Annotated in this window: 21 protein-coding genes and 1 tRNA gene; 10 read left to right on the plus strand and 12 right to left on the minus strand. The window is 72.1% G+C overall.

Annotation, left to right across the window (positions count from 1 at the left end):
* Positions 1 to 8 precede the first annotated feature (8 nt).
* Together ACWDX7_RS12820 and ACWDX7_RS12825 are read left to right on the plus strand one after the other, a co-directional pair.
* Complete coding sequence (locus ACWDX7_RS12820) at positions 9 to 1481, plus strand: PQQ-binding-like beta-propeller repeat protein (protein ID WP_451490450.1); 1473 nt, start codon at positions 9 to 11, stop codon at positions 1479 to 1481.
* 1 nt (position 1482) lies between these two features.
* Positions 1483 to 3219, plus strand: a complete 1737-nt coding sequence (locus ACWDX7_RS12825) for a type IV secretory system conjugative DNA transfer family protein (protein WP_451490449.1) — start codon at positions 1483 to 1485, stop codon at positions 3217 to 3219.
* A 91-nt stretch (positions 3220 to 3310) separates the two neighbouring features.
* Here ACWDX7_RS12825 and ACWDX7_RS12830 read toward each other — a convergent pair.
* Positions 3311 to 3388: transfer RNA gene (locus ACWDX7_RS12830), tRNA-Thr, on the minus strand.
* Positions 3389 to 3702: 314 nt separating this feature from the next.
* Between ACWDX7_RS12830 and ACWDX7_RS12835 the strand changes: the two genes are divergently transcribed.
* The 3 genes from ACWDX7_RS12835 to ACWDX7_RS12845 all read left to right on the plus strand — a co-directional run bounded on the left by ACWDX7_RS12835 (position 3703) and on the right by ACWDX7_RS12845 (position 6295).
* A complete protein-coding gene (locus tag ACWDX7_RS12835; protein WP_451490448.1) occupies positions 3703 to 4791 on the plus strand; it encodes an ABC transporter ATP-binding protein in 1089 nt (362 codons plus the stop codon).
* Between the two features lie 220 nt (positions 4792 to 5011).
* Entirely contained in the window at positions 5012 to 5425 is a 414-nt protein-coding gene (locus ACWDX7_RS12840) for a hypothetical protein (protein WP_451490447.1), read from the plus strand.
* Between the two features lie 54 nt (positions 5426 to 5479).
* Positions 5480 to 6295, plus strand: a complete 816-nt coding sequence (locus ACWDX7_RS12845; protein ID WP_451490446.1) for a nucleotidyltransferase family protein — start codon at positions 5480 to 5482, stop codon at positions 6293 to 6295.
* A gap of 118 nt (positions 6296 to 6413) precedes the next feature.
* Here ACWDX7_RS12845 and ACWDX7_RS12850 read toward each other — a convergent pair whose 3' ends face one another.
* The 6 genes from ACWDX7_RS12850 to ACWDX7_RS12875 all read right to left on the minus strand — a co-directional run bounded on the left by ACWDX7_RS12850 (position 6414) and on the right by ACWDX7_RS12875 (position 12788).
* Positions 6414 to 7928, minus strand: coding sequence for a DoxX family membrane protein (locus ACWDX7_RS12850; protein ID WP_451490445.1), 1515 nt, complete (start codon positions 7926 to 7928; stop codon positions 6414 to 6416).
* Positions 7929 to 8061: 133 nt separating this feature from the next.
* Positions 8062 to 9033 carry a 23S rRNA (guanosine(2251)-2'-O)-methyltransferase RlmB gene (gene rlmB, locus ACWDX7_RS12855; protein WP_451490444.1) on the minus strand — a complete coding sequence of 324 codons (972 nt, stop codon included), beginning with the start codon at positions 9031 to 9033 and terminating at the stop codon, positions 8062 to 8064.
* A gap of 122 nt (positions 9034 to 9155) precedes the next feature.
* Positions 9156 to 10556: a cysteine--tRNA ligase gene (gene cysS / locus ACWDX7_RS12860; RefSeq protein WP_451490443.1), complete on the minus strand. Its 1401-nt coding sequence runs from the start codon at positions 10554 to 10556 to the stop codon at positions 9156 to 9158.
* Between the two features lie 95 nt (positions 10557 to 10651).
* A complete protein-coding gene (ispF, locus tag ACWDX7_RS12865; protein ID WP_451490442.1) occupies positions 10652 to 11254 on the minus strand; it encodes a 2-C-methyl-D-erythritol 2,4-cyclodiphosphate synthase in 603 nt (200 codons plus the stop codon).
* Positions 11244 to 12008 (minus strand): 2-C-methyl-D-erythritol 4-phosphate cytidylyltransferase, encoded by a 765-nt coding sequence (gene ispD, locus ACWDX7_RS12870; protein ID WP_451490441.1) that lies wholly within the window; start codon positions 12006 to 12008, stop codon positions 11244 to 11246. The genes ispF and ispD overlap by 11 nt, the downstream gene beginning before the upstream one ends.
* A gap of 297 nt (positions 12009 to 12305) precedes the next feature.
* A complete protein-coding gene (locus tag ACWDX7_RS12875) occupies positions 12306 to 12788 on the minus strand; it encodes a CarD family transcriptional regulator (RefSeq protein WP_003953493.1) in 483 nt (160 codons plus the stop codon).
* Between the two features lie 741 nt (positions 12789 to 13529).
* Between ACWDX7_RS12875 and ACWDX7_RS12880 the strand changes: the two genes are divergently transcribed.
* Positions 13530 to 14231: a DUF461 domain-containing protein gene (locus ACWDX7_RS12880; RefSeq protein WP_451490440.1), complete on the plus strand. Its 702-nt coding sequence runs from the start codon at positions 13530 to 13532 to the stop codon at positions 14229 to 14231.
* A 156-nt stretch (positions 14232 to 14387) separates the two neighbouring features.
* On the opposite strand, the gene ACWDX7_RS12885 is transcribed toward ACWDX7_RS12880, so the two are convergent.
* Both ACWDX7_RS12885 and ACWDX7_RS12890 read right to left on the minus strand, forming a co-directional pair.
* Complete coding sequence (locus ACWDX7_RS12885) at positions 14388 to 15068, minus strand: response regulator transcription factor (protein ID WP_355409496.1); 681 nt, start codon at positions 15066 to 15068, stop codon at positions 14388 to 14390.
* A complete protein-coding gene (locus ACWDX7_RS12890; RefSeq protein WP_451490439.1) occupies positions 15065 to 16303 on the minus strand; it encodes a sensor histidine kinase in 1239 nt (412 codons plus the stop codon). The genes ACWDX7_RS12885 and ACWDX7_RS12890 overlap by 4 nt, the downstream gene beginning before the upstream one ends.
* A 233-nt stretch (positions 16304 to 16536) precedes the next feature.
* On the opposite strand from ACWDX7_RS12890, the gene phoU reads away from it, so the two are divergent.
* On the plus strand, positions 16537 to 17214 hold the full coding sequence (gene phoU / locus ACWDX7_RS12895) for a phosphate signaling complex protein PhoU (RefSeq protein WP_451490438.1): 678 nt from the start codon (positions 16537 to 16539) through the stop codon (positions 17212 to 17214).
* A gap of 180 nt (positions 17215 to 17394) precedes the next feature.
* Entirely contained in the window at positions 17395 to 17544 is a 150-nt protein-coding gene (locus tag ACWDX7_RS12900) for a hypothetical protein (protein ID WP_451490437.1), read from the plus strand.
* 84 nt (positions 17545 to 17628) lie between these two features.
* On the opposite strand, the gene ACWDX7_RS12905 is transcribed toward ACWDX7_RS12900, so the two are convergent.
* Positions 17629 to 18390, minus strand: coding sequence for a phosphoglyceromutase (locus tag ACWDX7_RS12905; protein WP_451490436.1), 762 nt, complete (start codon positions 18388 to 18390; stop codon positions 17629 to 17631).
* Between the two features lie 152 nt (positions 18391 to 18542).
* Between ACWDX7_RS12905 and ACWDX7_RS12910 the strand changes: the two genes are divergently transcribed.
* The gene (locus tag ACWDX7_RS12910) at positions 18543 to 19937 is read left to right on the plus strand and encodes an MDR family MFS transporter (RefSeq protein WP_451490435.1); all 1395 of its coding nucleotides are present in this window, start codon (positions 18543 to 18545) and stop codon (positions 19935 to 19937) included.
* Between the two features lie 48 nt (positions 19938 to 19985).
* On the opposite strand, the gene ACWDX7_RS12915 is transcribed toward ACWDX7_RS12910, so the two are convergent.
* Both ACWDX7_RS12915 and mshA read right to left on the minus strand, forming a co-directional pair.
* Positions 19986 to 20537, minus strand: coding sequence for a YbjN domain-containing protein (locus ACWDX7_RS12915; RefSeq protein WP_451490434.1), 552 nt, complete (start codon positions 20535 to 20537; stop codon positions 19986 to 19988).
* A complete protein-coding gene (gene mshA, locus ACWDX7_RS12920; protein ID WP_451490433.1) occupies positions 20530 to 21912 on the minus strand; it encodes a D-inositol-3-phosphate glycosyltransferase in 1383 nt (460 codons plus the stop codon). Before mshA ends, ACWDX7_RS12915 begins: the two co-directional genes overlap by 8 nt.
* Positions 21913 to 22153: 241 nt before the next feature.
* On the opposite strand from mshA, the gene ACWDX7_RS12925 reads away from it, so the two are divergent.
* Positions 22154 to 22972 carry a class I SAM-dependent methyltransferase gene (locus ACWDX7_RS12925; protein WP_451490432.1) on the plus strand — a complete coding sequence of 273 codons (819 nt, stop codon included), beginning with the start codon at positions 22154 to 22156 and terminating at the stop codon, positions 22970 to 22972.
* Positions 22973 to 23057 lie beyond the last annotated feature (85 nt).

Genomic DNA, 23057 nt, shown 5'->3' on the forward strand with positions numbered 1-23057 from the left:
GACTCAAGATGCACAAGCGCAGTGCGCTCTCGTTCGCGACCGGCGCCGTACTGGCCCTGACGCTGGCCACGGGATGCGGGCCCGAGGACAAGGACGGTTCCGCGTCAGCGCCGAAGCCGGCCGAGCCCACGGCCTCCGCCTCCGCCTCCCCGAAGGGCCCGGTCTACGAGGGCAAGCCCGTCCCGGGGCTTGCTGGGCAGCCCGTGTGGGCCCACGACACGAGCGGGGAGAACCGGCCGAACTGCCCCGGCGCGGCGGAGAGTACGGAGTCGGGCACCACCGGGGCGGCCCATTGCGTGGTCGGTGACGCCGTGGTGCTCACGGAGGAGGTACCGCATCGCGGCGCGAGCGACGATGCCGATACCCGCCGGTTCGTCACCCGTCTCCTCGACGCGGCGACGGGCAAGCAGCGCGCGGAGTTCGAGAGCCTGCTGCCCGGGCCGGGCCAGTCCGGTTCGGGCCCCGCACCGGGCACCGCGCCGGCCACCCTGTCGAACGACAGTCCCTCGGCCGTCGGCCGCTGGAAGGACGGCTCCCCGGCGCTGCTGATCCGGTCCCTGCCGGTACCGGCGGGGCCGTCCGCTGCGCCCGGGTCCGCGGGCTCACCGGGGTCGTCGCCGTCGTCGGGCGGGCAGGACGCGTCCACCGCCGTCTACACGATGTACAGCCCGGCCGGCGAGAAGCTGGGCAGCTCCGTCGTCCAGGGCGAGGCAGCCCTGCGCCGGCCCGTCGTGGACGGCCTCGTCCTCCAGCTCCGCGCCGAGTTCGGCAAGGTCACGTACGCCCCGATCGGAGGCGGCGCCGACGTCACGGTGGCCAAGGCCAGCACCTCCCCGGAGCCGGTCGGTCCGGGCTTCGGCTACGCCACCGCGTTCAAGGACGACTACGACGGCAAGGGCGTCTACCTCGTCGTCACCGACCGCCGTACCGGCAAGACCGCCTGGTCGACGCGGGATATGACCGCTCCCGCGGCGGTCGCGGCGGCGAACCGGCCGGGCACGCATGCCACCGCCCAGCTGCGCCCGCTCAGCGGCGGCAAGGGCATCCTGATGTGGAACGCGTCCACCTCGGACGAGGCGGTGATCACCGTCGTCGACCTGGCCACCGGCAAGCGTCTGACCGAGGGTCCCAAGGTCATGCTCGACATCACGATGGACGATGACCGCACCGCCGTGTCCCCGGACGGACGCAGCGCGGTCAGCCAGTTCGGCGAAGGGGTGGTGGCCTGGGACACCGAGACCGGTCGCGAACTGTGGCGCATGAAGGACGACAAGAGCCTGCGGCCGATGGCCCAGTCGCCCGGCGGAGTGCTGTACGCGGAGAAGGACGGCCGGCAGGCGTTCAACGCCCTCACCGGAGCGGCCCTCTCCCCGTACGAGGACATCCCGGAGTTCACCAGCGACGGATACGGCGTCGTCCGGGAGGAGCAGGGCCTCTTCGTCTTCCGCGCCGCGCCCGCCTCCTCGGAAGGAAAGTCCTGACATGACCGTCGAACAGCAGAAGAAGCCCCGCGCCGAAGACGACTGGACGATCGAGATCGTCGTGCTCGCCGTCTCGGTGCTGGCCCTCCTCGGCGGCGCCTGGCTCGCCGCGCGCCTCGGCGCGTCCTTCGAGGACCAGCCGGCGCCTCCGGGCAACCCCCTCTCCTTCGCCGTGGCGCTGGTCAAGGGTGACTACGCGTGGCCGGGCGGTGCGGCGAACGCGATGGCGGCCGGTGAGGCGCTGCTGCTCGCCGGGGCCGGGGTCGCCGTCTACCGGATCCGCCAGCGGATGCGCAACAAGCCCGACGTCGACGGCGCGGCCCGCCACCTCGCCAAGGGCGAGGAACTCGGCAAGCTCACCATGAAGGGCGCCGCCGCGACCGCCGAGCGACTCGGCGTGGACAGCACCGTGCCGGGCGTCTTCATCGGCCGTTCGCTGCGCGGCCGGCAGCCGCTCTTCGGCTCCTTCGAGGACATGCACGTCGACATCTGGGGCCCCCGTACCGGCAAGACGACCCGCCGCGCCATCCCCGCCATCCTCGACGCGCCCGGCGCGGTGCTCGTCACCTCCAACAAGCGGGACATCGTCGACGCGACCCGCGGACCGCGCCAAGCCCGCGGTCAGGTCTGGGTCTTCGACCCGCAGCAGGTGGCGCAGGAGCCGCCCGCGTGGTGGTGGAACCCGCTGTCGTACGTGACCGACGTCGCCAAGGCCCGCAAGCTGGCCGACCACTTCGCGTCGGGCTCGCGGGACGCCGACGCCTCCACGGACGCCTTCTTCGACCCGGCCGGACAGGACCTGCTCGCCAACCTCCTGCTCGCGGCGGCCACCGCCAAGTCCTCCATCACCCAGATCTACACCTGGCTGGCCAACCCGAAGGACGACACCCCGGAGCGCATCCTGCGCGGCGCGGGCCACCTCATGGCGGCCGACTCCGTGTCCGGCGTGATCACCGCCCCGGACAAGCAGCGCAGCGGCATCTACGGCGTCGCCCAGCAGATGGCGTCCTGCCTGATCAACCCCGCGGTCAACCGGTGGGTGACGCCGGCCTCCGCCGACGACGACCGTCCGGAGTTCGACCCGCGCGAGTTCGTCCGCAGCGACTCCACCCTCTACTCGCTCTCCCGCGAGGGCAGCGACTCGGCGGGCCCGCTGGTGACCGCCCTGACCGTGGCCGTCGTCGAGGCCGCCGAGGAGTACGCCACCACCCAGCGCGGCGGCCGGCTCTCGCGCCCGCTGGTCGGCGTCCTGGACGAGGCCGCGAACGTCTGCCGCTGGCGCGCCCTGCCCGACCTGTACTCGCACTACGGCTCGCGCGGCATCATCCTGATGACCATCCTCCAGTCCTGGGCCCAGGGCATCGAGGTGTGGGGCGAGCGCGGCATGGAGAAGCTCTGGTCGGCCGCGAACGTACGGGTCTACGGCGGCGGCGTCTCCGACACCCGCTTCCTCGGCGACCTGTCCGAGCTGGCCGGCGAGTACGAACTGCGCGAGTTCAGCACCACCCGTGAGTCGGAGACCGGCGGCTGGTCCGGCAACCGCACCATGAACGAGTCCGTACGCCGCGACCGCGTCCTGAAGGTGTCAGACCTGGGCGCGATGCCCCCCGGCCGGGCGCTCGTCCTGGCCTCCGGCACCAAGCCGGTCCTGGTGGAGACGATCCCGTGGTGGGAGGGCCCGTACGCCCGCGCGGTCAAGGCATCCCTGAGCCAGCACGACCCGGGCGCCCGCCCCTGACCCCGCCACCCCCGCCCGGCCCGTCCCGGCGCACGATGCGCTGAACGCGAAGATCCCCGGCTCAGACAAGTCCGAGCCGGGGATCTTCGCATGGAGCCCCCTGTCGGATTCGAACCGACGACCTACGCATTACAAGTGCGTTGCTCTGGCCGGACTGAGCTAAGGAGGCACGGCGCTCGCGCGGACCACTGCGCGGGGAGCCGCCATCACTCTACACAGCACCCGATTCTTCCAGCCATCACGTTCGCCCCCGCGTCCAGCCCGCTCCCGCAGCCGGGCTCGGTCGAAGGAGTGGCGGGCCACGGCCGGCCCCCGGGGGAGAAATCCGTCACCCGCTACTGACAGGGGCGCGCGCGCCGGGGTAGCGTCGGGCGGAAGTCCACTCAGTGGACTAGACCCGTGGGCCGGCCCTCGGGCCAGACCCGCTCTTCCTTCCACTCGGATCGTCCGGCACGTTCCTGCCGGTAGAAGGGATCCATCACCATGGCTTCTGTCACTTTCGACAAGGCGACCCGGCTGTACCCCGGCGGCGACACGCCCGCCGTCGACGAGCTGGAGCTGCACATCGAGGACGGCGAGTTCCTCGTCCTCGTCGGCCCGTCCGGCTGCGGCAAGTCCACCTCCCTGCGCATGCTCGCCGGTCTGGAGGACGTCAACGGCGGTTCCATCCGCATCGGTGACCGCGATGTCACGCACCTGCCGCCCAAGGACCGGGACATCGCGATGGTGTTCCAGAACTACGCGCTCTACCCGCACATGTCCGTCGCCGACAACATGGGCTTCGCGCTCAAGATCGCCGGTGAGGACAAGGCCACCATCCGCAAGAAGGTGGAGGACGCGGCGAAGATGCTGGACCTCACCCAGTACCTCGACCGCAAGCCGAAGGCGCTCTCCGGCGGCCAGCGCCAGCGCGTCGCCATGGGGCGCGCCATCGTGCGCAAGCCGCAGGTGTTCCTCATGGACGAGCCGCTGTCGAACCTCGACGCGAAGCTGCGCGTGTCGACCCGTACCCAGATCGCCGCGCTCCAGCGGGACCTGGGCATCACCACCGTCTACGTCACCCACGACCAGGTCGAGGCCATGACCATGGGCGACCGCGTGGCCGTGCTGAAGGACGGGCTGCTCCAGCAGGTCGACACCCCGCGCAACATGTACGACCGCCCCGCGAACCTCTTCGTCGCCGGCTTCATCGGCTCGCCCGCCATGAACCTGGTCGAGGTCCCGATCACCGACGGCGGCGTGAAGTTCGGCGACAGCGTCGTGCCGGTCTCGCGCGAGGCGCTGTCCGCCGCCGCCGACGCGGGCGACCGTACCGTCACGGTCGGCGTCCGCCCCGAGCACTTCGACGTCGCCGACACCGGCGGGCTGACCGTCGTCGTGAACGTCGTGGAGGAGCTCGGCGCCGACGGGTACGTCTACGGCTCCACCTCCGCCGCCGACGGCTCGCAGGACCTCGTGGTCCGCGTCAACGGCCGCCAGGTGCCGGAGAAGGGCTCGACGCTGCACGTGGTGCCGCGGGCCGACGAGATCCACGTGTTCTCGACCTCCTCGGGCGAGCGGCTCTCCGGCTGACACCGAGGCGCCTACCCAGCGCGGCCCCGACGACCGCGCACCCCCCGCGCGGCCCGGAGGGACGTCCCGTCAAGGGGCGTCCCTTCCGCGGGCGTTACCCCGGCAGAACGGGCCATTCGGCCCCGGTCGTCAACCCGGGATTCGAAAAGCCACGTCGAACCATCCCCCGTCAGAGTGACTAATTGTCGCCAGATCTTCACCGAGCGCTACGCTCGCCTTCGTGACCCATACTGCCCGCCGAATCGGCCGTTCCCTCGCCCTGGTCCTGCCCGTCGTCCTGGTCCTGTCCGGGACGCTGGCGGTCACCATGGTCCCCTGGGCGGACAACTCCCCCTCCCAGATCCTGACCGCCTCCGCCGAGGACGTCTCCGTTCCCGCGAAGCCTCGCGCCGCGCACGAGCTGCTGCGTGACAAGCTGCTCAGCGAGTTGCAGCAGGGGCAGACGCCGGGTGATGTCCTGACCCGCCTCCAGCAGGAGGTGGACCGGCGGCCGTCGCTCGCCGAGCACTGCGTGGGGATCGCGCGGGCGCTGGGCCGGGCCGCAGTCGACGTCTACGGTCCGACGAAGGCCCAGTCCTTCGCCCGTCCCGTCTGCGACACCTCGTACGCGGCCGGCGTCGCCTCCATGGGCTGACACGGCCGAGTCGCTCCCCGCCGCCGGAGACGGGTCCTCCCTACTCTGGCCGCCATGAGCGACGCTGACCCCGTACACCCCGCATCCCCGGCACGTCCCGCATCCTCCGTACGCCCCGCACCCCGATCCGCTCCTTCCGCAGCCGCTTTCCCCGCCACCAGCCCCACCCAGGCCGTCGTCCTGGCGGGCGGCCAGGGTTCGCGGCTGCGGCCGTACACGGACGACCGCCCGAAGCCGCTGGTCGAGATCCCGGGGACGGGGCTGCCTATCATCGGGCACCAGCTGGCCTGGCTGGCCTCCGAGGGGGTGACCGACGCCGTGGTCTCCTGCGGGCATCTCGCCGGGGTGCTCCAGGAGTGGCTCGCCCAGGCCTCGTTGCCGCTGCGGGTGACCACCGTGGTCGAGGAGGAGCCGCTGGGCCGCGGCGGAGGCCTCAAGTACGCCGCCCGCCACCTCCCCCATCCCGATGAGGCCTGGTACGCCACCAACGGCGACGTCTGGACCCGCTTCTCACTGCGCGACATGGCCGTCTTCCACACCGAGCGCGGGGCGGTGGCGACCCTGGCGCTGGCCCGGCCGCGGATTCCGTGGGGGGTGGTGGAGACCAACGAGTACGGGCAGGTACTGGACTTCATCGAGGCACCGCCGTCGCCTTATCCGATCAACGCCGGCGTGTATGTCTTCGAGCCCGAATTCGCGGCGCTCCTGCCCGACTTGGGCGACCACGAACGGACGACCTTCCCGCGCCTGGCCCGCGAACGCCGCCTGGCGGGCTTCCCGTTGCCGCAGGGCGCCTACTGGCGGGCGATCGACACGGCGAAGGACCTCATCGAGGCCGCAAGGGAGCTGGGGGCGCAGACAGGCCCCTGAGGCCACCCGGCGGGGCCCGGCCCGTTCGTACGCGCAGAGGCCGCGCGCTCACACGCGGCGGGGCCCGGCGCGTTCGTACGCGCCGGGCCCCGCCGTCCGTCCAGCCGGTCCGCCCGCCTCAGCCGAGGAGGCCTCCGACCAGGCCCGGCTGCTTCGTCGGGGTGGAGCCCCCGCCGCCGCCCGAGCCGCTGCCCGTGCTGGAGCTCGGCGGCCGCTGCGTGGCCGACTGCCGGGGCGTGCTGCGCGGCGTCTGCGTACCGGCGGTGCGCGACGCGCTCGGCGGCCCCGAGGTCCCGGCGGTCTCCCGCGGCGCGGGTCCGGCCGTCGGCCCGCGCCCGGACTTCGGAGCCGGTTCGGAGGGAGAGGCGGAGGGCTGCGGCGCCGTCCTGGACGGCTGCGGCGCGGGCTGCTGCCGGGCCGGCGTCTGCGGAAGCGGCTGCCCCGGCAGGTAGTTGCTGGGCGCCCGGCCGGGGCCGGGCACGGTGACCACGGTGGTGGAGCGGACGGCTCCGCCGAGGAGCGAGCCGATGAGCAGGGTGAGTCCGCAGACGACGGAGGCCATCAAGGCCCCGCGGCGCAGTACGCGCCGCCGCAGCCGCCAGATCTCGGAGCGCGGGCCGAGGGTGCGCCAGGCCTCGCCGGCGAGGCGCCCGTCGAGGGAGTAGACCGGCGCGCCCGCGATGATCAGCGGGCTCCAGGCGGCGAGGTAGATGATGTCGGGCGCGTCGTACGCGGGGACCGTCTTCCAGCTGACCGTCATCAGCAGCGCGGCGGACAGCAGGGCCCCGAAGGATGCGGCGAACCGCTGCCACAGGCCGAAGACCGTCAGCACGCCCACGATGACCTGGAGGAAGGCCACGCTGAGCCCCGCGCCGACCGGGTGCGCCAGCGCGAAGTCGCGCAGGGGCTCGGCGAGCGCCCACGGATGCAGTGTGTGCAGCCAGGTGACCATGGAGCCGCGCTCGCCGCCGTCGAAGTAGACGGGGTCGCACAGTTTGCCCATGCCGGCGTAGATGGAGATGAAGCCGAGGAAGACGCGCAGCGGGAGCAGCACGACGCCGAGGTTCATGCGGCGGCCGGGGTAGTACGAGGCCTGCCCCCGCGCGTCGGAGCCGCCGCGCCGGGAGTCCTCGGAGTCGCCCGGCCCGCCCGGGCGGGGAGCGCCCTGGGGCAGGTCCCGTACGGCGGCCAGGGGGCGCGTCTCGTCCGGGTCCCCGTAGGTGCGCTGGCCGATGACGGTCGGCGTGGCGAGGGAGTCGTCCGCGAGGTCATGGGCCAGGTCGAGGCGCGGGATGACCTGGGTGGCCCCGCCGTCGTACTCGTCGTGGCCGCGCCCCGATTCGCGTACGGCCTGGAGCAGTCCGCCCATGGCCGACGCGTCGCTGGAGTCCCCCTTTCCGCTCCAGACGACGGGGGCCCGGCGGCGCGCCGCTCCGGCGGCGACCGCGGCGCCACCGAGGACGGGCGCCCTGCCGGGGGCGTTCGCGGGCTTGGAACGCGCGCTCGGGCTCGGTGCGAGCCGCACGCGGAAGCTGGCGTGGTTGACGATGACCTGTGCGGGATCGCACGGCACCTTGACCATGCTCAGCGCGGGCTGGTCGTCGAACCCTGACGTTCTGGTGTCCACACTCATCTAACCGAGTGACCAGTGGATAGGACACTGCCTTGACATCAGGGATCTGTCCGAGACCCGTCAAGATCAAGCCACCCCGCCCACAACGGGCGGGGTGACACGCTCACGGGTCACTTTCCGTGAGCCAAGTGGATCAGGCGCGCCCGCGCTCGGCACGCCGGCGGGCGGCCTCGTAGAGCACGACGCCCGCGGCGACACCGGCGTTGAGGGACTCCGCGCCGCCCGGCATGGGGATGCGGACGAGGTAGTCGCAGTTCTCGCCGACGAGGCGGCCGAGGCCCTTGCCCTCGGAGCCGACGACGATGACCACCGGGCCGCCGAGCGCGTCCAGGTCGTTGACCGTGTGCGTGCCCTCGGCGGCGAGGCCGACGATGGTGATGCCCGCCTTCTTGTACTCCTGCAGGGCGCGGGTCAGGTTCGTCACGCGGGAGACCGGGGTGCGGGCGGCGGTGCCGGCCGAGGTCTTCCAGGCGCCGGCGGTCATGCCGGCGGCGCGGCGCTCGGGGATGACCACGCCGTGGCCGCCGAAGGCGGAGACGGAGCGGACGATCGCGCCCAGGTTGCGCGGGTCGGTGACCCCGTCCAGGGCGACGATCAGCGGGTCGTCGCCCTCGTCGTACGCGGCGGCGGTGAGCTCCTCCGGGTGCGCGTACTCGTACGGCGGGACCTGGAGGACCATGCCCTGGTGGTTGAGCCCGTTGGTCATCCGGTCGAGCTCGGGGCGCGGGGCTTCCATCAGGTTGATGTTGCCGCGCTCGGCCGCGAGCTGGAGGGCCTCGCGCACGCGCTCGTCGTTGTCGATGAACTGCTGGACGTAGAGCGTGGTGGCCGGAACCCCGTCGCGCAGCGCCTCGAAGACCGGGTTGCGGCCGACGACCATCTCGCTGGTGCCCTTGGGGCCGCCGCGGCGCGGGGCCGGGCGCCGCTTGGCCGCCTGCTTGGCCATGGCGTTCGTGATGCGGTTCTTCTTGTGCCCCTTGCGCTCGGACGCGGGCGGCGTGGGGCCCTTGCCCTCCAGGCCCTTGCGCCGCTGGCCACCGCTGCCGACCGTCGCGCCCTTCTTGTTGGACGTGCGACGGTTCCTGCGCTGGCTGTTCCCGGCCATGACTTCTACCTGTTTTCGTTGATGCTGCGGTATGTACGTATGAAGAGTGTGCCGCCCGGAGCGCCGGGCAGCACACCGTGCTCACCCTGGCCGGGGCGTTCCACCGGCCTCGGCCGCCGGGCTCAGCGGGGGCCGAGCGTCCAGCGCGGGCCCGTCGGGCTGTCCTCGATGACCAGCCCGGACTGCTGGAGCTGGTCTCGGATGGCGTCGGCGGTCGCCCAGTCCTTGCGGGCCCGCGCGGATTCGCGCTGCTCCAGCACCAGGCGTACGAGCGTGTCGACGGCGCCGTGCAGGTCCTCGCCCCGGTCCGCTTCACCGGCCCAGTGCGGATCGAGCGGGTCCAGGCCGAGGACGCCCAGCATGGCGCGTACCTCGGCCAGGGATGCGATGGCGGCGTCCTTGTCGTCGGCGGCCAGCGCGCTGTTGCCCTGCCGGACCGTCGTGTGGACGATGGCGAGCGCCTGCGGGACGCCCAGGTCGTCGTCCATGGCCGCGGCGAAGGCCGGCGGGACCTCGCCGGCGGCGGGGACGGGCTTGCCCGCCTTCTCGGTGACGCGCTGCACGAAGCCCTCGATCCGCGCGAAGGCGGACTCCGCCTCGCGCAGGGCCTCCTCGCTGTACTCGATCATCGACCGGTAGTGCGGGGTGCCGAGGTAGTAGCGCAGGACGATCGGACGCCACCGCTTGACCATCTCGGAGACGAGCACCGAATTGCCGAGCGACTTGGACATCTTCTCGCCGGACATGGTGACCCACGCGTTGTGGACCCAGAACGACGCGAAGGCGTCGCCGAAGGCCTTGGCCTGGGCGATCTCGTTCTCGTGGTGCGGGAAGATCAGGTCGAGTCCGCCGCCATGGATGTCGAAGGCCTCGCCGAGGTACTTGTGCGCCATGGCGGAGCATTCGAGGTGCCAGCCGGGCCGGCCGCGGCCCCACGGGCTCTCCCAGTCCGGCTCGCCGGGCTTGGAGGCCTTCCACAGGGCGAAGTCGCGGGGGTCGCGCTTGCCGGTGATGCCCGACTCGGCGGGCTGCTGGAGGTTGTCCAGCTCCTGGTTGGAGAGCTTGAGGTAGCCGGGGTACGAGCGCACGTCGAAGTAGACGCTGCCGTCGGCCTCGTAGGCGTGGCCGCGCTCGATGAGGCCGCGCATCATCTCGACCATCTCGGTGATGTGGCCGGTGGCGCGGGGCTCGTAGGTGGGCGGGAGGCAGCCGAGGGCGGCGTAGCCGTCGTTGAAGGCGCGCTCGTTCTCGTAACCGATGGACCACCACGGGCGGCCCTGCTCGCCGGACTTCGCGATGATCTTGTCGTCGATGTCCGTGACGTTGCGGATGAAGGTGACGTCGTAGCCCCGGTACTCGAACCAGCGGCGCATGATGTCGAAGTTCAGGCCCGACCGGATGTGCCCGATGTGCGGGGCGGCCTGCACGGTGGCGCCGCAGAGGTAGATCGAGACGCAGCCCGCGGTGAGCGGGGTGAAATCACGGATCTGCCGGGCGCTGGTGTCGTACAGGCGAAGAGTCACGGCATCCAGGGTAGTGCGCCCGTAGCAGTGCCCCGCGACCCTTTCGGGACGCGGGGGCGGTTTGTTGCCGAAGCGAGGTCGCCGCTACGTCGCGGTCAGGCCGTATGTGGCGGTGTACCCGGGTCCGTCGGGGCGCCCCGGTCCATCGCCGTACCCGGGTCCATCGGCGTGCTCCGGTACACCAGCGCGGTGGCGATGGCGGCGAGGCCTTCGGCGCGGCCGGTGAGGCCCAGGCCGTCGGTGGTGGTGCCGGAGACGGAGACGGGAGCGCCCGCGGCGGCGGCGAGCGCCTTCTGCGCCTCTTCGCGCCGTTTGCCGATCTTCGGGCGTACGCCGATCACCTGGATGGCGATGTTGCCGATCTCGAAGCCCTCGGCCCGGACGATACGGGCGGCCTCCGCCAGGAGGGTGACGCCGGCGGCGCCGGACCACTCGGGGCGGGAGGTGCCGAAGTGCGCGCCGAGGTCGCCGACGCCGGCGGCGGAGAAGAGGGCGTCGCAGGCGGCATGGGCGGCGACGTCGCCGTCGGAGTGTCCGGCGAGACCGTCCTCGCCCTCCCACAGCAGGCCGGCGCACCACAGCTCGCGGCCCGCCTCGAAGGCGTGCACGTCGGTGCCGATGCCGACGAGCGGGAGGAGGGGCGGCGGCGCGAGCGCGATGCGGCCGGCTTCCGCGGAACCGGACGGCTCAGTAGGCATCGGTGGCCCTCCTGCGGGCGAGTACGGCCTCGGCGAGGACCAGGTCGAGCGGGCGGGTGACCTTGAAGGCCTCTTCGTGGCCGGGGACCACTACGACTGTGACCCCGAGCCGTTCCACCATTCCGGCATCGTCGGTGGCGCCCTCGCCGTTGACGGCGATCTCCTCGTGCGCGCGCAGGAGGGTGGCGAGGTCGAATCCCTGCGGTGTCTGGACGGCGCGCAGCCGGGCCCGGTCCGGAGTGGCGACTACCGGTTCCGGCTCGCCGGGGCTGCGTGGCTCGACCTCCTTGACGGTGTCGGCCAGCGGCATCGCGGGCACCACGGCGGGTGATCCGTCACGGACGGCCTCCACGACGGAGTCCACCGTGTCGACGGGGACCAGGGGGCGGGCCGCGTCGTGGACGAGTACGGAGGTGATGTGTGGGGGGAGCGCGTCGAGACCGGCGCGTACGGACTCCTGGCGGGTCTGCCCGCCCGGGACGACCATGATGTCGGTGCGGTCGGGCAGCGCGTGCTCGTCCAGGAGGTGGCGTACCTCGGCGGCGCCCTCGGGCGGTGCGACGACGACCACGAGGCCGACCGCGCGGGAGCGGGCCATCGCGCGGACGGCGTGGATCAGCATCGGCGTGCCGCCGATGGACCGCAGTGCCTTGGGGGCGCCGGGGCCGAGACGGACCCCGCGGCCGGCGGCCGGGATGACCGCGGCGGTGTGGTGGGGGCGCGGGACGCCCTCGGGGCGCGATTGGTCAGACATCGTCAAGCTCCGGGTTGCGCAGCCAGGTTTGTGGCTTCGGCCGACATGGGTATGGCCTGAAGGGTGCCGGGTACGACGTCCTCGCCCCTGCCGTGACGACCGGTCGAGCCGGCCGCCCGGACCCGGCACGCCAGTGAGGTGATGGGTACGAAACGCACGGGCGTACAGAAGGCGCGGGTGTAGAGAAGGCAGTACAGGGCATGGGTACAGACATGCCGCAGCGCCCGGCAACCGCCCTCCCGTGGAGGAGAGGGCGTGTCATCGGGCACCGCGGCACAACTGTGAAGGTTCGCTGCGTCAGGACGCGAGAACCTCGTCGAGGAGGGCCTCGGCCTTGTCCTCGTTCGTGTTTTCAGCGAGCGCGAGCTCGCTCACCAGAATCTGGCGCGCCTTCGCGAGCATGCGCTTCTCACCCGCGGAAAGCCCACGCTCACGCTCACGACGCCACAGGTCACGCACGACTTCGGCGACCTTGATGACATCGCCAGAAGCGAGCTTCTCCAGATTTGCCTTGTAGCGCCGGGACCAGTTCGTCGGCTCTTCTGCATACGGTGCGCGGAGCACCTCGAAGACCCGGTCCAGCCCGTCCTGGCCGACTACGTCGCGAACGCCGACGAACTCCGCATTGTCCGCAGGCACACGAACCGTCAGGTCGCCCTGGGCGACCTTGAGCACCAAGTAGGTCTTGTCCACGCCTTTGATCTGACGAGTCTCAATGGCCTCGATCAGCGCGGCCCCGTGATGGGGATAGACCACGGTGTCGCCAACCTTGAACGTCATGTGACAGGTACCCCTTCCGTGGCTATCCAGGGTAACACGAGAACTGACTGTTATGAATGGCGTTTTCGCAGGTCAGGGCCCATCTCGGGGCTTGACAACACCAACAGGAACGTGCTGCGGAGAGCTTCTGGAAGAGGGTATTCGCAGGTCGGGGGCGCTGTGCGGACCGGGCGAAAGGGCCACGCTACACCCGTCCGACACCCCGATCGCAGTGACGTACGTCCCGTTTTGCCGGTTTCGAAGTCGGGAAACCGAACTACTCCGTTCGACTGGCGAGCACCCGGACGGGCCCGTTCCGGCCCAATCCGGAATTGATCGGCAAGCGGCGCCCGGAGGAATCCGGAAATTGATCACTGGAGGAGCGCGCGTTATATGCGGATGGCACATGATCGGCATGCGCGTCACGGGGGCGGCAGGGCACGGGTCACACGTGAGCGGCCCGGGTGGCAGGTGATCGGCGAGCGGAATGGGTGAGCGGGAACGAGCGGGCGGGGCCGCCGGCCCGGCGGTCCCTTCGGCGCGGCGCGGGAGGCGGGACCGTGGTGCGGGAGGCCGGACCGCGGCGCGCACCGGTTCCGCGCGCACCGGTCACAGGGTGGCGGCGCCCTGCGGAGGGTCGGGTGCGGGGGCGGGGCGGCGGCTCGGTAACCTAAGCCCGCTGACACACCCTTAGGACGGCTTCACCTCGCCGTTCCGAGCGCCCACCCTCCCCTTCCGTTCGTCCAAGGAGTTGCCGCCGCCGTGAGCCGCAGCCTTCGACGCGGCGCCCTCGCCGCCACCGCCGTCGTGTTCTCGATCGCCGCGCTCTCCGCGTGCGGTGCGGGCAACGACGCGGAAACCCTCCGGATCCAGCCGGACAACGCCGCCGTCACCAAGGGCGAGATCAAGATCCAGAACGCGGTCGTGATCACCCCGGCCGAGAAGGACAAGCAGGGCCCGGCCGCCGTCTCGGCGACGCTCTTCAACGCCGGCTCCCAGCCGCAGACCCTCGACGGCATCACCCTCCCGGGTGTCAAGTCCAAGGTCGTCGTGAAGGGCGCGGAGGGCGCGGGCAAGGTCACCGTCCCGGCCGGCGGCTCCCTGGTGCTCGGCGGCAAGGGCAATGCCTCCGCCGTGGTCGAGGGCGGCCGCGAGGCCGTCCAGGACGGCAACGTGCAGGAGGTCGTCTTCCAGCTCAGCCGCACGGGCGACGTCGCGCTGGAGGCCTTCGTGGTCCCGGCCTCGGGCATCTACGCGGGCTACGGTCCGACCGCGGCCCCGGCCGCCGGCCCCGCCGCTTCGGGCAGCCCCTCGGGCAGCCCGTCCGGCTCCCCCGCGGGTCCGGTGTCCGGTTCGCCCTCGGGTGCCGCCTCCGGTTCGCCGTCCGGCAGCCCGGCCGGGGCTGCCGCGGGCAAGGCCTCCGGTTCCCCGTCGGACGCCGCCTCGCACGGCGCGGGCCACTGAGACCCGAAGCCGCGTAGGACCGTACGTACGGGAAGGGCCCCCGGCCGCTGATGCGGCCGGGGGCTCTTCTCTCGTACCGCTGAGCGCGCGGCCGGCGTACGACGGGAGGCACCGCCGGGCGCGCCGTCACGGCGCGCCGCTGGGAAGCGTGGGGGCTTAGGGCTCGAACTTGTAGCCCAGGCCGCGCACCGTGACCAGGTAGCGCGGCGCGCCCGGGTCGGGCTCGATCTTGGCGCGCAGGCGCTTGACGTGGACGTCGAGGGTCTTGGTGTCGCCCACGTAGTCGGCGCCCCAGACCCGGTCGATCAGCTGCATACGGGTCAGCACGCGGCCCGCGTTGCGCAGCAGCATCTCCAGCAGGTCGAACTCCTTGAGCGGCAGGTCCACCTTGCCGCCGTCGACCGTCACCACGTGCCGGTCGACGTCCATCCGTACGGGCCCCGCCTCCAGCGCCGCCGGAGTGACCTCCTCGGGCTCCCCGCGGCGGCGCAGGACCGCGCGGATGCGGGCCACGAGCTCCCGCGAGGAGAAGGGCTTCGTCACGTAGTCGTCGGCCCCTATCTCCAGCCCGACGACCTTGTCGATCTCGCTGTCCTTGGCGGTCACCATGATGACGGGGACGTTGGAACGGCCGCGCAGCTGCCGACAGACCTCGGTGCCGGGCAGACCGGGCAGCATCAGGTCGAGAAGGACGAGGTCGGCGCCATTGCGCTCGAACTCGTCGAGCCCGTCGGGCCCGGTCGCGGCGATCGCGACCTCGAAGCCCTCCTTGCGGAGCATGTAGGACAGGGCGTCGCTGAAGGATTCCTCATCCTCGACGACGAGCACTCGGGTCACGGAAGGACCTCCGGGGCAGGGGTGGCTGGTTCTGACTCAGTGAGGGGTCGGGTGGGGGCAGGGGCCCGCGCCGGGGCCGGCGCGGCCGCTTCGGGAAGTCGCAGGGTGAAGGTGGAACCCTGGCCCTCCGAACTCCAGACCGACACCTCCCCGCCGTGTGAGGCCGCCACGTGCTTCACGATCGCGAGGCCGAGGCCCGTGCCTCCCGTGGCACGGGAGCGGGCCGGATCCACGCGGTAGAAGCGCTCGAAGATGCGCTCGCGGTCCTTCTCCGGGATGCCGATGCCCTGGTCGGTCACGGCTATCTCGATCAAGTCTCCCCCAGGTGCCGCCACCCTGCGCCCGGCTATGCCGACGCGGGTGCGGGCCGGACTGTAGTTGACGGCGTTCTCGACCAGGTTTCCGAGGGCGGCCGCGAGCTGTCCGCGATTGCCCCAGACGCGCAGGTCGGCGGTGCCTCCCGCGGCCATGGTGATCTGCTTGGAGGACGCCGTGTGGCGGCAGCGGTCGATGGCCTCGGCCACCAGCGTGTCCACGCGCACGGGCTCCGCGTCCTCCAGCGGGTTGTCGTTCTGGACCCGGGAGAGGTCGATGAGCTCCTGGACGAGGTTGATCAGCCGGGTCGACTCGATCTGCATGCGGCCCGCGAACCGGGTGACGGCCTCCGGGTCGTCCGACGCGTCCATGACGGCCTCGGAGAGCAGCGAGATCGCTCCCACCGGGGTCTTCAGCTCGTGCGACACATTGGCCACGAAGTCGCGCCGTACGGCCTCGATGCGGCGGGCCTCGGTCAGGTCCTCGACCAGGAGGAGCACGAGGCGGGAGCCGAGGGGGGCGACCCGCGCCGAGACCGCCAGGGCCTCGCCGCGGCCGGTGCCGCGCCGGGGCAGGTCCAGCTCGACCTGGCGTATCTCCCCGTCGCGCCGGGTGTCGCGGGCCATGTGCAGCATGGGCTCCACGGCCAGCTTGCCGCCGCGGACCAGGCCGAGGGCGTACGCCGCCGAGCTGGCCTTGACCACCGCGTCGCCCTCGTCCAGTACGACGGCGGAGGAGCGCAGGACGGACAGGACGGTGTCCACGCCGGGCGGGAGCACCGCATTGATGTCGGGGCGCATGGAGCTCCGGGTGGGGCGGGCCTGGTCGCGCTCGCTCCAGCGGAACGCCAACATGGCGATCACACCGGTACAGAGACCGGCAATCGCTGCAGCTGCGGCGACCGCCGCGTTCACGTCCATGCACCCAGGTTAAGCAGGCACGACGACACTTCCACAGCCGTTCGGGTGGCACCTCGAACAGTCGTCGCCCAGAGTTCACCGTGACGACGGGGTTGATTCACTTGGGATGACGGAGTCGGACGCGTTTGCGGCTCACCGTGTCACCGTGGGGCAAGAGGCCGCCCCGGCCCCCTGGGCAGCAGGCGCTCCGGGCAGTTGGCGAGTAGGGCAAGAGAAGGCAAGAGAGGGACATCATGCGGGACGCGTACCACGAGGAACTGGACTCGATCGGAGAAAGCCTGGTCGAGATGGCCCGGCTGGTCGGCTCCGCGATCGGGCGGGCCACGACGTCCATGCTCGACGCCGACCTGAAGCTCGCCGAGAGCGTCATCGCCGCCGACCAGAAGGTCGACGACCTCCAGCACGACCTGGAGGCCCGCGCCATCGCGCTGCTCGCCCGCCAGCAGCCGGTCGCCACCGACCTGCGCATCGTCGTGACCTCCCTGCGGATGAGCGCCGACCTGGAGCGCAGCGGCGACCTGGCCCAGCACGTGGCGAAGCTCGCCCGGCTGCGCTTCCCGGCGACGGCGGTACCGCGGGACCTGCACGCGACCATGCTGGAGATGGGGCAGCTGGCGCAGCGCCTGATGGCGAAGGCGGCCGAGGTGATCATCACCAAGGACGTCGACCTGGCGCTCCAACTGGAGCAGGACGACGACGAGATGGACCAGCTGCACCGCACGCTGTTCCAGCACCTGATGGACGACCGCTGGAAGCACGGCATCGAGACCGCGGTGGACGTGACCCTGCTGGGCCGCTACTACGAGCGCTTCGCGGACCACGCGGTGTCCGTGGCCAAGCGCGTGGTCTACCTGGTGACGGGCGAGCACGCGGACGAGCTCCAGCCGCCGACGCCGGTCGAGGGCGTCTGACGCTCTCTTCCCCCCTCCCGGCTGCCACCCGGGTTCACCCGCGTCCACCCGCGTTCCGCCGGCCCGTATTCCGCGGATCCTTGCCCCAGTGCGCCGTTGACGCGCCGGCGCGGGTGGGCATGAATGGGGCGAAGGCGGTCCGTCGTGCGAAGTCCCGTACGCCGCCTGCGAGGAGGAACCATGACCGATTCCCCCGTCCCCATCACCCCGGAGCAGGAGCAGCCGCCCCGGCCGGAGCCCCTGCGACTCCCGCTGCTCGCGGCCTGCGGCTGCGGCTCGGGCTGCGGCTGCGGCTGCCAGTCCGGCGCCCCCTGCCAGTGCGGCGGCTGACGGCCCGCGCCCTGCCCGACGCACGCGAAGGGGCCCCGTCCGATTCCCTCGGCCGGGGCCCTTCCGCGTTCCCGCGCGCTTTTCTTACTTCTTCTTGCCCTGGTTCTTGACGGCCTCGATGGCGGCCGCGGCGGCGGCCGGGTCGAGGTAGGTGCCGCCCGGGGTGAGGGGCTTGAAGTCGGCGTCCAGCTCGTAGGCGAGCGGGATGCCGGTCGGGATGTTCAGGCCCGCGATGTCGGCGTCGGAGATGCCGTCCAGGTGCTTGACCAGGGCGCGCAGCGAGTTGCCGTGCGCGGCCACCAGGACGGTGCGGCCGGCCAGCAGGTCCGGGACGATGCCGTCGTACCAGTACGGCAGCATGCGGACGACGACGTCCTTCAGGCACTCGGTGCGCGGGCGCAGCTCCGGCGGGATCGTCGCGTAGCGGGCGTCCCCGGACTGCGAGAACTCCGAACCGTCCTCAAGAGCCGGCGGCGGGGTGTCGTACGAGCGGCGCCACAGCATGAACTGCTCCTCGCCGAACTCGGCGAGGGTCTGGGCCTTGTCCTTGCCCTGGAGGGCGCCGTAGTGGCGCTCGTTCAGGCGCCAGGAGCGGTGGACCGGGATCCAGTGGCGGTCGGCGGCCTCAAGCGCCATCTGCGCGGTGCGGATCGCGCGCTTCTGGAGCGAGGTGTGCACGACGTCGGGGAGCAGGCCGGCGTCCTTGAGCAGCTCGCCGCCGCGGATCGCCTCCTTCTCACCCTTCTCGTTGAGGTTGACGTCCACCCAGCCGGTGAACAGGTTCTTGGCGTTCCACTCGCTCTCGCCGTGGCGGAGGAGGATCAGCTTGTACGGTGCGTCGGCCATGCGTACGAGCCTAATGGACGCTCCCGTCCCCTCGCGCGCGGCGTGGGGGCTGCGCCGATTGACGGTGCGCGTCAATCGGATGGCGCGCGGCAGCCGTTCGCTCGTAACGTGCGTCAAGCGATGGAGGCACTTACACCCCGGGGGGATCATCCATGTCCGTTGCCAGTGTGAGACAGGCCGCCCGGGAGAGTGTGTCGGGTCTGCCGCGGGAGTTCTGGTGGCTCTGGCTGAGCACGCTCGTCAACCGGCTCGGGGCCTTCGTCGCCACCTTCATGACCCTGTACCTGACCATGGACCGGGGCTACTCGGCCTCCTTCGCGGGGCTCGTGATCGCCCTGCACGGGCTCGGCGGCGTGATCTCCTCGCTCGTCGCGGGGGTGATGACCGACCGGCTGGGACGGCGGCCCACGCTCATGGCGGCGCAGGCGTCGACGGCCCTGTCGGTGGCGCTGCTGGGCTTCATGGAGCACCCCGCGGCGATCGCGGCGGTGGCGCTGCTGGTCGGCATGACCTCCAACGCGTCCCGGCCGGCCGTGCAGGCGATGATGGCCGACATCGTCCGCCCGGAGGACCGCGTCCGCGCCTTCGCGCTGAACTACTGGGCCATCAACCTCGGTTTCGCCATCTCCTCGACGGTGGCCGGCTTCGTCGCCGAGTACAGCTACCTGGCCGGTTTCCTGGGCGAGGCGGCGCTGACCCTGGTGTGCGCGGTCCTCGTGTACGTCAAGCTGCCGGAGTCGCGGCCCGAGAAGGGCGACGCCGCCGCGGTGGCCGCACAGGCCGAGGTCAAACTGGGCACGGTGGTGCGCGACGGGCGGTTCATGGGGGTCGTCGGGCTGTCGTTCCTGATCTCGCTGATCTTCATGCAGGGTTCGTTCGGCCTGCCGCTGGCGATGGGCGCCGCCGGCTTCTCCACGGGGGACTACGGTCTGGTCATCGCCGTGAACGGGGTGATGATCGTCCTGCTCCAGATCCCGGTCACCCGGTTCATCGAGCACCGGGACCCGCAGAAGCTGCTGGTGATCTCGGCCCTGCTGGCGGGCTACGGCTTCGGGCTCACGGCCTTCGGCGGTTCCCTCGGGCTCCTCGCGCTGTCCGTGTGCGTGTGGACGCTGGCCGAGATCATCAACTCGCCGACGCAGATGAGCCTGGTCGTCCGGCTGTCTCCGCTGCACGGGCGCGGGCGCTACCAGGGCATGTACACGATGTCGTGGGCGGTCGCCTCGCTGGTGGCGCCCCTGCTGGCCGGGACGGCGATCGACCGCTTCGGCGCGGAGTGGCTGTGGGGGACGACGGCGGTCATCGGAACGTTCGCGGGGCTGGGCTACTGGCTGCTGATGCGGAGCATGCCGGAGGCGTCGGTGATCGCCGAGGGGGAGACCGGGCCGACGGCTGAACCGAGGGCCGAAGCGAAGGCCGATGCGGTGCTGGTACCGGCCCAGCCGCCGGCCCAGGCACCGGCACCGGGTGCTATGGCGGCCACGGCTCCTGCCGCCGGTCCCGGTCCCGGTCCCGGTCCCGGTCCCGGTCAGGGTCCCGCGGTGTAGCGCCCATCGGCGGGCCCGGCGGGGACGGCTCCGGCCGCCCGCCCGGGGTCAGGACGGCTGCGTCAGGTGCTTGAACGCGTCGAGGTTGTAGGTCGGTTCGCCCCGCGAGACGCGCCAGTCGTACTCGCGCCGGATCGCGCTCGCGAAGCCCAGCTCCAGCAGGGTGTTGAAGGCGCCGTCCGCCGCCTCCAGGACCGTACCGAGCAGCCGGTCCAGTTCCTCGGGGGTGACGACCGCCAGGGGCAGACGGCCCGTCAGGTAGATGTCGCCGAGGCCGTCCACCGCGTAACTCAGCCCGTACAGCTTGAGATTTCGCTCCAGCAGCCAGCGGTGGACGGCCGCCTCGTTCTCGTCGGGATGCCGGATCACGAAGGCGTTGACCGAAAGCGAGTGCCGGCCGACCCGGAGCGAGCAGGTGGTGCTCAGCTTGCGGGTGCCGGGGAGCTGGACGACGTACGCGCCCGGGCCGGGGCTCTCCCAGCTCAGCTCGGCGCCGTCCAGAGTCGACTCGATGATCGCGGCGGCGTCGGCCGTGCCGGTGTCGGCGGCGTCAGCCGTCTCGGCGGTCTGGTCCGTATCGGTGTCGGCGGTGTCAGCCATGGTGGGAGCGTACGCGACGGCGGTGATCATGCATCGCCGCCGTGTACACGTCGGCCGTGCCGCTCGCCGCGGTGTCCCAGCCGAAGAACTGCGCGTGCCGCGCGGCCTCGCCGCCCATGCGCTCGGCGAGCGCCGGGTCGTCCACGAAACGCCGCAGCTCGCGCGCGTAGTCCACCGGGTCGTGTCCGGGTACGAGGATCCCCGTGACGCCGTCGTTGACGGCGACCGGCAGGCCGCCCACCTCCGCGGCCAGCACCGGGGTGCCGGTGGCCTGCGCCTCGATCGCGACGAGCCCGAAGGACTCGCTGTACGAGGGCATGACCAGTACGGACGCCGCCCGGAACCAGTCGGCGAGCCGGTCTTGGCCCACCGGCGGGTGGAAGTGGACGAGGTCGGTGATGCCGAGCCGGGCGGCGAGTTTCTGCAGGCCCTCCGGCTTGGTGAGGCCGCTGCCGCTGGGGCCGCCGACGACGGGGACGAAGAGGCGGCGGCGCAGCGAAGGGTCCCGGTCGACCAGCTCGGCGACGGCGCGCAGCAGGACGTCCGGGGCCTTGAGCGGCTGGATCCGGCCGGCGAAGAGCGGGATGACGGCGTCCTGCGGGAGGCCCAGGCGAGCGCGGGCGGCGGCGCGGCCGTCGCCCACGGTGAAGCGGTCGAGGTTCACGCCGGGGTGGACGACGGCCACCTTGCCGGGGTCGGCCTCGTAGTGCCGGACCAGCTCGTCGGACTCCTCGGTGGTGTTCGCGATGAGCCGGTCGGCGGCGGCGACGATCTGGGTCTCGCCGATGACGCGGGCGGCGGGCTCGGGCGTGTCGCCCTCGGCCAGCGCCGCGTTCTTGACCTTGGCCATGGTGTGCATGGCGTGCACGAGCGGGACCCCCCAGCGCTCGGCGGCGAGCCAGCCGACGTGGCCGGAGAGCCAGTAGTGGGAGTGGACGAGGTCGTAGTAGCCGGGGCGGTGGCCGGCCCAGGCCTGCATGACCCCGTGCGTGAAGGCGCACAGCTGGGCCGGGAGCTCCTCCTTGGCGAGGCCTTCGTACGGGCCCGCGTCCACGTGCCGTACGAGGACCCCGGGCGCCAGCTCGACCACGGGCGGCAGGCCGCCTGCGGTGGCGCGGGTGAATATCTCCACCTCGATGTTGATCGCGGCGAGGCGTTTGGCCAGCTCCACTATGTACACGTTCATACCGCCGGCGTCGCCGGTGCCGGGCTGGTGCAGCGGCGAGGTGTGCACGCTGAGCATGGCCACGCGGCGCGGCTTGCGGTGGTGGCCGACGGCCGGGAGGCGCAGTCGCGGCGGATCGTGGCGGGTGGAGCGGGCGGCTGCGATGCGGCCGCTGAGACTGCCTCCGAGGCGGGACACGTACTGGCTCAAGGGAGCAGTTCCTCTCGCTCGGGCGACGCTCGGGCGGCCTGGCGTAGGGCCTGGCGGACGGCACGGCGGCATGCCGGTCGGCATGACGGCAGGAGCGCGGTGTGTGCGCCCTGCAAGGAGTGCAACCCGGACGGCCGTGCCCCGCATTCCGGCGCACTGTCTTTTCCTCGATGTTTCTCGGTGGCCGCACGGGGAAAGCTCGGTTTTCATCCGGCGCGCGCCCTCCGCTTACCCTCGGCTCATGGCCTCCCGCAGCACCCCACCCCCGAGCCGCCCTGTGGGCACGGTGACGCGCGGGACGACGAACCCGAACCGGTTGCGCCGGATGGACCGCTGGATCGCGGCCACGCACGGGGCCGCGCTGCGGCGAGCGGCGGCGCCGGTCGCGGTGGACCTCGGCTACGGGGCCGCGCCCTGGACCGCGGTGGAGCTGCTGGCCCGGCTGCGGGCGGCGGCGCCGCGGGTACGGGTGGTCGGCATCGAGATCGAGCCGGCGCGGGTCGCGGGGGCGAAGCCGTACGAGCGGGACGGGCTGAGCTTCCGGCACGGCGGCTTCGAGGTGCCGCTGGAGGGGCCGGGCGGCGGGGAGCGGCCGGCCTTGATCCGCGCGGCGAACGTCCTGCGCCAGTACGACGAGGAGCGGGTCGCCGATGTGTGGCGGCGCCTGTGCGCGCGCCTGGCGCCGGACGGGCTGCTGGTGGAGGGCACCTGTGACGAGATCGGGCGCCGGCACGTATGGGTCGCGCTGGGGCCCGAGGGGGCGCGCACGGTGACCTTCGCGACCCGGCTGGGCTCCCTGGACCGCCCCTCGGACCTGGCGGAGCGGCTGCCGAAGGCACTGATCCACCGGAATGTCCCGGGTGAGCCGGTGCACGCCTTCCTGCGTGATTTCGACCGGGCGTGGGCGGCGGCGGCGCCGTACGCCTCGTACGGGGCGCGGCAGCGCTGGATCCGGACGGCGCGGGCCCTGGCGGGTGACTGGCCGCTGGCGGACGGGCCGGGGCGGTGGCGGCAGGGGGAGCTGACGGTGCGGTGGGAGGCGTTGCGCCCGACGGGGTGAATGCGGCGCGCGGGGGAACCGGGGCCGGAGACCGCCCGTTGAGTCGTCAGGGAGGGGCGTGGCGGGGTTCTGCGAAAGGGGTGGA

The sequence above is a fragment of the Streptomyces sp. NPDC003034 genome, from assembly GCF_053591375.1.